Source organism: bacterium (assembly GCA_008933615.1).
In the GTDB taxonomy this organism is placed as follows: domain Bacteria; phylum CLD3; class CLD3; order SB21; family SB21; genus SB21.
In genome coordinates this window covers 17,772-29,289 of the sequence record WBUR01000003.1, presented here as the reverse complement: position 1 = coordinate 29,289, position 11,518 = coordinate 17,772, and the positions used below count along the sequence as shown (strand labels likewise).

Below are 11,518 nucleotides of genomic sequence, written 5' to 3'. Positions count from 1 at the left end.
CTTATCTTAAGATCTGAACTACTTCATGAGATAATAAATGACCATTGCAACACCCAGCGAAATAAAGAAAGCATAGGTTTGTACGTAACCGGTTTGAAATAATCTGAGCACTCTTCCCGTCAAATCAATAGTAACTGCAATAAATTTGATCAGCCCGTCTATCAATTTGATGTCAGTCCATTTCCACAAAACGTTATCCGAAAACCATTTGATCGGCGACACAATAAATTTATCGTATGCTTCGTCCACATAATATTTATTAAGCAGCGTTGTATAGATGGGTTTGTAGTCGGCGGCCAATTTATCCGCATCAATATTTTTTCTTATGTACATTATGTATGCAAAACCAATCCCTATGACGCCGGCAAGAATCGAGATGGTAATCAGCATACCTTCGCTAAATCCGTGATGCCCTCCCGGCGCAGCATGTTCACCGACAACCGGCGCAAGAAAATGACCAAACCAATTGTGCCCGCCCAATGCTTCCGGAACTCCGATCAATCCGGCAACCACAGCGAAAAACGCCAGGATCATCAGCGGCACGGTCATTGTAAATCCGGAATCATGCAAATGTTCTCGCGCTTCCGGTTTCGTTCTGCTTTCGCCAAAAAATGTTAGAAAAACCAATCTCGACATATAAAACGCCGTCATCGTGGCGCCGATAATACCTAACCAGAAAACGCCGTTATAACCTTTATGGTACGCAGCTGTCAATATTTCATCCTTACTAAAAAAACCTGAGAACGGCGGAATACCGCTGATTGCAATCCAGCCTGCAATAAATGTAATCGCGGTTATTTTTGCTTTGGAGAAAAGTCCGCCCATATTGCGAATGTCCTGCGGATCATCGTGGAGATGAACTTTATGGAACGCGTGTTCCATGACATGGATCACGCTTCCGGCGCCAAGGAAAAGGAGAGCTTTAAAGAATGCATGGGTCAGAAGGTGGAATACGCCAGCCGCATACGCACCGACGCCGACGCCGATGAACATGTAGCCTAATTGACTGACTGTGGAATAGGCCAGAACTTTTTTGATATCCGTTTGCGTCAATCCTATTGTCGCGGCGAAAACTGCGGTCGCGCAGCCTACGTACGTGACGAGATCGCCTGCGCTCATGCCCATAATATGACTTACCGGTCCGATATCAAAAGAAAAAATCGGATTACATCGCGCGACCATGAATACGCCCGCAGTCACCATCGTGGCGGCATGGATCAAAGCGGAAACCGGCGTCGGGCCTTCCATCGCATCGGGTAACCAGACGAATAACGGAACCTGGGCTGATTTACCCATCGCTCCGACGAACAACAACATACCGATCGCGGTCATGGTCGTTCCGATCGCAAATAAATTAGGATGATTTTGAATCGCCACAAATAGCGGTTCAAAATGAACGGTGCCAAATGTACCGAAAACGAGAAAGATCCCCAGTCCAAATCCGAAATCACCTATTCGGTTTACAATAAAAGCTTTCTTACCGGCATCCGATGCGCTTTTCTTTTTGTAATAATATCCGATCAGCAGATACGAACAAAGTCCTACGGCTTCCCATCCAAAAAACATCACGACTAAATTATTGCCCATGACAAGCATGAGCATGGAAAAAATAAACAAATTAAGGTAAGTAAAAAACCGCGGGCGGTCCGGGTCGTGGCCCATATAGCCTAGCGAATATACGTGGATCAGAAAACCGATGCCCGTTACGATCAGAAGCATGGTCGCGGACAGCGGATCAATCAGAAATCCCAGCGTGATCTTCAGGTCGGCAACAACGATCCAATCAAAGTAATCCACATTAAACTTTTCACCGTTGAGAACTCTGAAAAAAACAACCAATGACAGTATGAATGAAATCCCAACCATAATATTGGCGAGATAACCCGCAATAGGTTTGGATTCATGGTTTTCGTGCGTTTCCCCTTCTTCAGTACGGTGCTGCCCTTCCAGCATTCGGCCAAAAAACGTATTTAAGATCGCACCGGCCAGCGGAATCAAAGGGATAAGAAGAATTATCATTTCCATCACAATTTCTCCGAAAAATTCATTTCAATAAGCTCAAATGAAACTATCCTTGCATGATATGCATCTCGTCGATATTGATCGATTCTTTCTTTCGGTAAATGGCCACGATCAAAGCCAATCCAACGGCAACTTCTGCCGCGGCAACGGTCATAATAAGAAATACCGCGATCTGTCCGTCCATAGAATCCAGAAAACGGGCAAAGACCACCATACTTAAATTTACCGAATTGAGCATGAGTTCGATACACATGAATACGATGATCGCATTCCGGCGAGTCAAAACACCGATTACTCCGAGGGTAAACAAAATGGCGGTTAATATTAAATAATGAGAAATCGGAACCATACAATCACTCCAGCGTTATTCTTGTTTCTTTTTTGAGATAATGATCGCCCCAACCATGCCCAGCAGTAATAAGACGGATGCGATCTCGAAAGGATATACATATTGGGAAAAGAGTAGTGACGCGATCGTTTCCGTATTACCGGCAAGCCTCACTTGCTCTATGGGATACATGCCTTTTTCGCCGATACTGAATGTTACTTTCGCGGCAAAGCCGATCTGAAGTAAAATTCCAAACGCGAGTAATATTGAAATGTATTTCATCGGCCCGGAACGTTCGACTAAATCCGATTCGCGTCCTAAATTCAGCAACATAATAACAAAGAGAAAGAGAACCATGATCGCCCCGGTATAAACCAGAACCTGAATGGCCGCTATGAACTCAGCTTCCAGCGTAATATAGATAACGCTGATACAGAAAAACGTCAGTACCATAAAAATCGCGCTGTAGACCGGATTATCCATCGTCAGCATCGCAATAGCGAGTAAAACCGCAATACCGGCAAAAATATAGAATACCGGATTTATCATAAAATATTGCATGAAACTGTCCATAAAAAACCTCTGCTTATCCTTTGCTAAAAATAATCTTAATGCCCGCCCGGCTTTTTTGCGTTTTCCACCGAGACTACGCTAAAGTAACTGGAGTTCTTCATCGCCTTGAATTCACCGTCACGGCGTTTTGCGTGATCAGGATGACGTTTAATATATTCATCATAAACTCCGAGCAATCGTTCCTTATCGTAAATAAAATCCTGGCGTGTGTAATCGGCTAAATTATGCATGTCGGTCATGTCGATCGCGTCTTCCGGACAGGCTTCCACGCACATGCCGCAGAATATGCAGCGCAGTTCGTCAATCTCAAAAACGATCGGATGTTTTTCGCGGTTTTCAAAATTATCTTTCCATACATCGCCGCTGTCATTAGCAACGATACGAATGCAGTCGGCAGGACATGCGGTAGAACACATTTCGCAGGCAACGCATTTTTCTCGGCCTTGATCGTCCCGGGTCAGCATGTGCAAGCCGCGGTAATTCGGCGGAAGCACTTTTTTGTTTTCCGGATAATTTAAGACAATAGGCTTCTTGAACATATGCCTCAGTGTGATGATCAACCCTTTGATCACCGGAATAACATACGTATTGTCAACCCAGTTCTTGCCGCGCGGCACCGTTACGTTTTTAACCGAAACAGCCATATCTATTTCCTTCTTATTATTATCATTCTTGAGCTTCTACTTTTATCGAGCATCAACTTATGATTGCCATCACGATTGCTGTGATCACCACATTGGCCAGAGCCAGTGGAATCAAGACCTTCCAGCCAAAGTTCATCAACTGATCATACCGGAAACGCGGCAGCGTCCACCGTACCCAAACAAAAAAGAACATGAGAAAAACAACCTTCAATGCCAAACCGGCAATTTGAATCACCTGCAGAGTAAGCGGCTCTAAATTCATCCCCTGCACAAAAGGTACATTCCATCCTCCGAGAAATAATAATGTGATCATAACGGACGCGGTGAGCATGTTGCAGTACTCGCCCAGAAAGAACATGGCAAATTTCATCGAACTGTATTCCGTATGATAACCGCCCACGAGTTCCGCCTCCGCTTCAGCAAGATCGAACGGTAACCGATTAGTCTCTGCAAATGCAGTGACAATAAATATAAGCGCGCCGAGCGGCTGCCACACAATACCCCAGGCTGAATTCATCTGAAAATTAACAATATCCTCCAGCCGCAGCGATCCCACCAGCATGATCGTTCCCAAAATAGAAAGCCCCATGGGCAGTTCGTAGCTCATCATCTGCGCGGCCGAGCGAAGCCCGCCCAAAAGTGAATATTTATTATTGGATGCCCACGCGCTGAATGTAATACTATAAACCACCAGCGACGAAACGGCCAAGACGTACAAAATGCCGATATTGGTATGTCCGATTTGCACCAGAACTTCTTTGCCGCCCAACGTCAGGATTCCGAGGGGAATCACTCCTATAACAAAAAACGCAGGAAATACCATCAAAGCCGGGGCAAAAATGTACAGCCATTTGTTAACGTGATGAGGTACCACATCTTCTTTGGATAAAAACTTCAGCGCGTCGGCGATCGGCTGTAATAACCCCCATGGTCCCACACGGGTTGGGCCGACTCGATACTGTAGCCACCCGCTGACTTTGCGTTCAACAAGAACCATGACGGGAACGCTGGTCAGCCACGTTACTAACAAAATACCCATGAAGATGTAGGGATAAAATATTTCCATAATTTTAGTCTCTTTGGTAAAATGAGTTACGCAACCACTTGTTCATCTTGTAAAACGAACTGCGGGTAAAGTGTACCGAGGTCAACGGATTTGAACCCGCTTGCATTTAGCATCATTTCTTTGGCCACATCGCCGATCGTTTCGTAATACCAATCCAGTCCGGAAGCCTGCGCCAGATCAATCACTATCTGCCATACCGCTTTGGAATCGCCCTGAGGATTGATCGCTTTATTAAACTTCTGAACCAATCCGTCTTTATTTGTATAGGTTCCGCTCGTTTCCGTAAAGAGCGCCGCCGGCAATAAAATATCCGCTTGCTTTGTCACTGCATCTTCGAACGAGCCGATCACGATCAACGTTTCGGGTTTGGATTTTAATTCCACATTATGACTGCCGAGCATGACCACAACTTTTTTCGACAGCGACTGATCGATCTTGGAATCCGTTAAACCTATCGCGTCTTTTGCTCCACGGAAATTCGGGGCTTTTTCAGATTCAATGGTAAACGGATACTTATTCATCTCCGTTTTGAATGTCTGTGTATCGCCGGACGTAGGTTTGCTAACATCCGTTGCGGCATTCAGCCCTTTAGCTAATTTACCGAACAAATAATTTTCTTCATTCGATGCGTACGGGCTGCCGATAAAAACAACCTGTCCGGCTCCGGCGGACTTGATCCTTTCGGATATCGACGCGACAGCGCTGAACCATGTTGTTTCGGTTAATTTTCCATTTTCGCGCTGATGCGGGACAAGGATTCGGCTTTTCTTCTTCTCGTCTTCAAGATGATAACGTCCGTCGTCGCAGATCCACCATTGATTGACGTCCATATTTTCACGCGGGCGAATGCGGTACACGGTATCAACCAATTCTTCCAGATTCAATTTTTGATGTTTCATGGTATCGAGAACGGTATTACACCCTTTACTGCAGCCCGGACAGACACTTTCTGTCTGAACGAAATTCCATACACGCCCTTCGAATTTTTCATGCTTGTCGATCAGACAACCGACGGGGCAAAGATCCACGACATTGCCCATCATTTTATTATCCAGAGGCTTGCCCGGCGCTACGGAAATTTCCGCATGCCAACCGCGATGCGTTACTTTGAGTTCCTCCGTTCCGGATATTTCTTCGGTAAACCGAACGCAGCGTGAACACATGATACAACGGGACGTATATAAATAAATTGAAGGGCCAAGATCTTTTTTCTCCGGAATGCGTTTCGGATCAATGAGGCGCGATTCATGATTGCCGTGTTCGTATGAATAATCCTGAAGTTTGCATTCGCCTGCTTTATCGCAGATAGGACAATCAATCGGGTGATTCAATAGCAGAAATTCCAATACAGCGCGGCGCGCAGTTTTCACTTTATCGTTATCGGTATAAATAACCGCATCGTATTTTTCTTCTAATTTTTTCCCGGGCGGTAATTCGCCAACGGCGGTAGAACACGCCGGCATCAGCTTCGGCATACCGACCATGTCAACGAGACACATGCGGCAACTGGCGACGATTTTCATGCCGGGATGATAACAATAAAACGGGATGTCTATCCCGACCCGTTTAGCCGCATTAATGACCACTTCGCCTTTTGCGATTTCCACTTCCTGATCATCGATCTTAATTAATGCCATAGAGAAATGACTTTCTATCTAAATTTTTGAATCCCGCTAATTTTACTTTTACAATCTTCTGTTATCATTTCTAATTTTGAAAACGTTTTCCCGTCAAACGGCTGGCGGCAACGGTTCCTTTATCCAAGCATTCGCCCGGGCCTTCGCCGGTATTCGCATAAGCGCCATTCATGGTATTATTGCTAACTTCCATCAAAATCAGAATCGGGCAATCCGAACCGCTGATTGTGGCCGCAAAAGCATTGCCGAATACGCGGCCGTTTATGGCAGTGGTGTCTTCGTCATAAATTGTCCCGCTCACCGTTTCGCCACTCTGAGTGATCACCATAGTGAAACTTCCGCTGCCTTCAGTACTGGAATGGGTCCCGGACCACGTTCCGGTTACATTTACGGACGGCGGCAGGTCCTTGTACAGCGTAAGATAAACAAACTCTGCAGAACAGGTGTCGGAACCCTCGCCAGACGCATTACCAACGAGCGCCGTTCCATCATTCTCAATTTCAAGGTCTACGTTGACCGGGCATTCTATATTGGAAGCCGTGCCGGTGAAACGACCGTTACTCACGGTTCCGGAAATAGTTGCAGTATCCGGTTCCTGACCGCGAATGTATAAAGTTCCGGTCACATATCCTGTAGTATCCTGCACAATACTAAGATCAATCAAAGCGGCTCCGTTAGGCGGAACCGCCATTCCGGACCAATTTCCCGTTAAATCAAAGAACATGGCGGTTTCGTCATCTGAACAACTTAAATAAACTGCCGAAACCGATATACTAAAAAGAACTATTATAGCAGTCCGAACTAAATACTTTTTCATGACACCCTCCTCGCCGAGCGGAGGAATCAATTCCACTCATGCGGAATCGTTACTTTACATTTTTTGTTGGTTATGTGATATTCAAATTCCTCGCGGAACTTATTTATAAAACTCTGGCCGTTAAGATCGCCGCCTTTATTCTTGTCCGGCAATCCTGCTACCGGCCACGCCGCAGCATCGCCTAATGGACAAATCGTACGTCCGGCAATGTTATTCGCCGTCTCAAGCATCAGTTCCAGATCTTCCATCCGGCCTCTGCCCGTTTCAATTCGTCCGCAGATCATTTCCAGCCAATGCGTGCCTTCACGGCACGGCGTGCACTGGCCGCAGGATTCATGAGAATAAAATTTCATCAGATTCCACAGCGCATTGACCATGCAGGTGGTATCATCCATTACCATGCATCCGGCGGAACCCAAAGCCGATCCGGCTTTAGCGAGCGCGTCAAAATCCATCGCCACGTCGCATTCCTCAGCGCGCAGCACGGGAACGGACGAACCGCCGGGAATAACGGCTTTTAATTTTCTTCCGTTGGGAATTCCACCGCAGTGATCGTTGATCAACTCCATCAAATTGGTGCCGATCTTCGCTTCGTACGTGCCCGGACGCGTGAGATGTCCGCTCATGCAGTACAGTTTCGGTTCGTTATCTTTCCACCACTGCACGCCGCGGTTGATGATATGGATCGGCGTCACCAGCGTCTCAACGTTATTCACGATCGTGGGGCATCCGAATACGCCATACACTGCCGGAAACGGAGGCTTGATACGCGGCCATCCGCGTTTGCCTTCCAGCGACTCGATCAATCCGGTTTCTTCACCGCAGATATAAGCGCCGGCGCCGCGATGAACGGTAATATCAAGTTCAAATCCGCTGCCTAAAATATTTTTTCCGAGGTATCCTTTTTCATACGCTTCATTGATAGCCTTATGTAATATCTTAGCCCCGGTCACATATTCACCACGAATGTAGATGTAGCAGGTATGCGCCTGGATAGCAAACGAAGAAATAATCAATCCTTCGATGACCTGATGCGGATCGTCTTCCATCAGTACGCGGTCCTTGAATGTTCCCGGTTCCGATTCGTCCGCATTACACAAAAGGTATCTCGGCTTCGGATTGTCTTTAGGCAAAAAGCTCCATTTCATCCCCGTAGGAAATCCTGCGCCCCCGCGCCCACGCACGCCGGAATCTTTCATCATCTGAATCAGTTCGTCGGGAGTCATTTTCAGCGCTTTCGGTAATGCCTGATAACCGCCGTGTTTTAGATAAACGTCAATGTTCTGTGAGTTCTCAACACCCACCATTTTCGTTAAAACTTTTTCCATTCCTTATACCTTTTTTTACCGCAGAGATCACTGAGAGCTAAAAACGAATTTCAAAACCTCTGTGCACTCTGTGGCTGCACTATTCACTTTTCCACTTATTAACCAATTGGTCGATCTTTTCTTTGGACAGATTCTCAAAATAATCGTCATTTACCTGCATCATGGGCGCCGTGCCGCAGGAACCCAGGCATTCGACTTTCGTGATCGAAAATTTTCCATCCTTTGAAATGCCGTCATTACATTTTACGCCGCATTTATTTTCCAAATAGTCCACAACCTGACTTCCGCCGCGAATGGCGCACGACAACGTGTGACAAACCTGGATATGAAATTTTCCCACCGGTTTTTCGTGAAACATCGTATAAAAAGTAACCACGTCCTGCACGCGGCTAACCGGAAGGTCAAGCGTCTTCGCCACGAGTTCCATCACTTCATGTGAGATGCAGCCGAATTGATATTGCGCGATATGCAGAACGGGCAGCATAGCCGCCTGCGTATTCGGGTACCGTGTAAGGGTCCACTCAACTTCTTTTTTCTTTTCTGGAGAAAATTCTAACGCCATACTATACCTTAAGAAAATGGGTTTGTAAAAAATTATCTGTCGCACTCTCCGGCGATCACGTTCAGACTTCCCAAAATAGCCACGCCGTCGCTGACCATCCCGCCTTCTGACAATTTCGGCATCATAGAAAAATGAACAAACGACGGCCCGCGCACATGAACTTTGTAAGGTACGCCTTCGCCGTTACTGACGATAAACCAGCCCAGCTCGCCGTTGGGCGCTTCCGTCGCGTGATAGATCTCGCCTTTCGGCATATCAATTCCGTGATGGTCCATAATCAGTTTAAAATGATGAATCAATCCTTCGATGCTGCCGTACACTTTGCTTTTGTCCGGAAGGGCGATCGTATGATCATCCACCTTTACCGGACCTTTTTGCATTTGCGCAAGGCATTGCTCGATGATGCGGATGCTTTGTCTCATTTCTTCCATACGAACAAGATACCGCTCGAATACGTCGCCTTCCGTACCAACCGGCACGTCAAAATCCAATTGGTCGTAATTAAGATACGGTTCGTCCTTACGAATATCGTACGGAACACCGCTCGCGCGCAGGCAAGGACCGGTCATGCCGTAGTTGATCGCGTCCTGTGCGTTGATCTTTCCGATTCCCTGAGTACGGTTTTGAAAAATTTTGTTATGATTGAGTAATCCTTCGATCTCTCCGTACACGATATCAAATTGTTTACAGAACCCGGCTATCTGTTCCTCGTGGCCTTCGGGAAAATCGCGCATAACGCCGCCGATTCGGGTATAGCTTGTGGTGAGACGTGAACCGGTCGATACTTCAAAAAGATCGTAAATGAATTCGCGCTGCCTGAATCCGTAAAGAAACACAGTGAACGCACCGAGATCGAGCGCGTGCGTGCCGATATTGACAAGATGATCGGCGATACGTGAGAGTTCGGCCTGTATCACGCGGATATACTGGGCGCGCGGTGGAATTTTTATGCCGAGTAATTCTTCGGCGGCGCAGGCAAAACCAACGTTATTGGATAACGGAGAGAGATAATTCATCCGGTCGGTGACCGCAATAAACTGATTGAACGTGTGATGCTCAGCTAATTTTTCAAATCCGGTGTGGAGATAACCCGGACGGGGATCGAGCTTGACCACTTTTTCGCCGGAGAGTTCCAGTAACATGCGCAGCGTGCCGTGGGTTGCAGGATGCTGCGGACCGAAATTAAGAAACATCGTGTCCGATTTCTTCCAGGCTTCGATCGACTCCTCATCATCCGTTCCGATCAAAAATTTCTTGTTGCGTCCTGTAACTTTCGCTTTCAATTCCTCGGACGTTGATACTGTAAATTCTTCTATAGCCTCTGAACGATCGACTTCCATGTTGTCAATCCTTTATTATTAATGTGTTCTCGTTACTGAACACTCAAAAAATTTCTAATTCAGAAATCTCGATTAAAAATTCAACATTCCTAAGAGCCTTCCGGCAGAACGGCGTCTCTTTCTCCTTTTCCGCGCAGAGGATAATCCTTGCGTAGCGGAAAATATTCATACGATTCGGGCATCAGGAGTTTTCTCAGGTCGGGATGATTTTCAAAAGTGATCCCGTACATTTCATACACTTCGCGTTCCAGCCAATTTGCCGTTTTCCATAATTCACTCACACTTTCAATCTTACAGTCATTTTCTGGAACGGGAACTTTGATCCGCACACGCCGGTTATGTTTCATCGAACGCAGATTGTAAACCACCTGAAAGCGCGGGCTTACTTCCATTTTGAGATAATCAACCGCTGTCAGATCCGCAAGGAAATCATACGCGAGTTCCGCATCGTCTTTCAGAAATTTCATTATATCCAGAATACGTTCGCGCTTAACGACAATTGCGTGCTGATTACGGAATACCTCTGTTTTCAGTACGTCCGAACCGAATTTGGATTTCAGTTTTTCTGGCGTCGGATTATTTTCAATTTTTTCTGCCATAATATTTACCCAGCTTATAATAATTACCTAATACTAAAAATCATCAATCGAGTTATTCCCAGTCCAGGGCGCCTTTTTTCCATGCATATATATAGCCGACCAGCAGAATACCCACGAAGACAAGCCCTTCAATCAAAATAAAAACACTTGTCGATATCCATTGTTTATAAATTACCGCCCATGGATACATGAAAACAATTTCTATGTCAAATAAGATGAACAGCATACCAATGATATAAAACTTGATGGAGAATTTCGGATGCGCATCGCCCACGGGAGGCATGCCCGATTCATATACGGAAAGTTTACGCTCGCTCGGCTTTTTGGGGCCCAGGATATTTGTGATGACTAAAATCGCAAGCGGAATAAGGGTCGCAACGATCATGAGAACAAGAAGCGGGATATAATTTTGGTAGATCGGGGTGTCTTCGATGATCGTATTCAAAAAAAGGCCGGTATACAGAACCATAGTAACCTCGTTTTAGATTCCGGAGGGTTTGAGACGTTATTTTTTTCACTTTCAGTAGAAACGACAATGATGATCTCGGGGAAAAGCGTGTACCGTTTGCTCTTCGAAAACGTTTTTATAATAATTCTTTTCG

At 46.0% G+C, this 11,518-nt stretch carries 12 protein-coding genes; all 12 read right to left on the bottom strand.

Annotation, left to right across the window (positions count from 1 at the left end):
* Positions 1–18: 18 nt before the first annotated feature.
* Entirely contained in the window at positions 19–2,025 is a 2,007-nt protein-coding gene (nuoL, locus tag F9K33_01640) for an NADH-quinone oxidoreductase subunit L (protein KAB2881199.1), read from the bottom strand.
* 43 nt (positions 2,026–2,068) lie between these two features.
* Positions 2,069–2,371, bottom strand: a complete 303-nt coding sequence (nuoK, locus tag F9K33_01635; GenBank protein KAB2881198.1) for an NADH-quinone oxidoreductase subunit NuoK — start codon at positions 2,369–2,371, stop codon at positions 2,069–2,071.
* Positions 2,372–2,386: 15 nt separating this feature from the next.
* Positions 2,387–2,923, bottom strand: coding sequence for an NADH-quinone oxidoreductase subunit J (locus tag F9K33_01630; GenBank protein KAB2881197.1), 537 nt, complete (start codon positions 2,921–2,923; stop codon positions 2,387–2,389).
* A 35-nt stretch (positions 2,924–2,958) separates the two neighbouring features.
* Positions 2,959–3,567, bottom strand: coding sequence for an NADH-quinone oxidoreductase subunit I (locus tag F9K33_01625; GenBank protein KAB2881196.1), 609 nt, complete (start codon positions 3,565–3,567; stop codon positions 2,959–2,961).
* Between the two features lie 52 nt (positions 3,568–3,619).
* The gene (gene nuoH / locus F9K33_01620) at positions 3,620–4,636 is read right to left on the bottom strand and encodes an NADH-quinone oxidoreductase subunit NuoH (GenBank protein KAB2881195.1); all 1,017 of its coding nucleotides are present in this window, start codon (positions 4,634–4,636) and stop codon (positions 3,620–3,622) included.
* A 23-nt stretch (positions 4,637–4,659) separates the two neighbouring features.
* Positions 4,660–6,270 (bottom strand): molybdopterin-dependent oxidoreductase, encoded by a 1,611-nt coding sequence (locus tag F9K33_01615; GenBank protein KAB2881194.1) that lies wholly within the window; start codon positions 6,268–6,270, stop codon positions 4,660–4,662.
* Between the two features lie 70 nt (positions 6,271–6,340).
* Entirely contained in the window at positions 6,341–7,087 is a 747-nt protein-coding gene (locus F9K33_01610) for a hypothetical protein (protein ID KAB2881193.1), read from the bottom strand.
* Positions 7,088–7,113: 26 nt separating this feature from the next.
* Entirely contained in the window at positions 7,114–8,415 is a 1,302-nt protein-coding gene (gene nuoF, locus F9K33_01605) for an NADH-quinone oxidoreductase subunit NuoF (GenBank protein ID KAB2881192.1), read from the bottom strand.
* A gap of 79 nt (positions 8,416–8,494) precedes the next feature.
* A complete protein-coding gene (locus F9K33_01600) occupies positions 8,495–8,977 on the bottom strand; it encodes an NAD(P)H-dependent oxidoreductase subunit E (GenBank protein ID KAB2881191.1) in 483 nt (160 codons plus the stop codon).
* A gap of 32 nt (positions 8,978–9,009) precedes the next feature.
* Entirely contained in the window at positions 9,010–10,317 is a 1,308-nt protein-coding gene (gene nuoD, locus F9K33_01595) for an NADH dehydrogenase (quinone) subunit D (GenBank protein KAB2881190.1), read from the bottom strand.
* Positions 10,318–10,406: 89 nt separating this feature from the next.
* Entirely contained in the window at positions 10,407–10,916 is a 510-nt protein-coding gene (locus tag F9K33_01590; protein KAB2881189.1) for an NADH-quinone oxidoreductase subunit C, read from the bottom strand.
* A gap of 52 nt (positions 10,917–10,968) precedes the next feature.
* A complete protein-coding gene (locus F9K33_01585; GenBank protein ID KAB2881297.1) occupies positions 10,969–11,334 on the bottom strand; it encodes an NADH-quinone oxidoreductase subunit A in 366 nt (121 codons plus the stop codon).
* Positions 11,335–11,518: the final 184 nt, after the last annotated feature.

Coding starts and splice junctions, on each gene's coding strand:
- F9K33_01590 (KAB2881189.1), bottom strand. CDS start 10,916: ATGGCAGAAAAAATTGAAAATAATCCGACGCCAGAAAAACTGAAATCC.
- nuoL (KAB2881199.1), bottom strand. CDS start 2,025: ATGGAAATGATAATTCTTCTTATCCCTTTGATTCCGCTGGCCGGTGCG.
- nuoF (KAB2881192.1), bottom strand. CDS start 8,415: ATGGAAAAAGTTTTAACGAAAATGGTGGGTGTTGAGAACTCACAGAAC.
- F9K33_01610 (KAB2881193.1), bottom strand. CDS start 7,087: ATGAAAAAGTATTTAGTTCGGACTGCTATAATAGTTCTTTTTAGTATA.
- F9K33_01630 (KAB2881197.1), bottom strand. CDS start 2,923: ATGGACAGTTTCATGCAATATTTTATGATAAATCCGGTATTCTATATT.
- F9K33_01625 (KAB2881196.1), bottom strand. CDS start 3,567: ATGGCTGTTTCGGTTAAAAACGTAACGGTGCCGCGCGGCAAGAACTGG.
- F9K33_01600 (KAB2881191.1), bottom strand. CDS start 8,977: ATGGCGTTAGAATTTTCTCCAGAAAAGAAAAAAGAAGTTGAGTGGACC.
- F9K33_01615 (KAB2881194.1), bottom strand. CDS start 6,270: ATGGCATTAATTAAGATCGATGATCAGGAAGTGGAAATCGCAAAAGGC.
- nuoD (KAB2881190.1), bottom strand. CDS start 10,317: ATGGAAGTCGATCGTTCAGAGGCTATAGAAGAATTTACAGTATCAACG.
- nuoK (KAB2881198.1), bottom strand. CDS start 2,371: ATGGTTCCGATTTCTCATTATTTAATATTAACCGCCATTTTGTTTACC.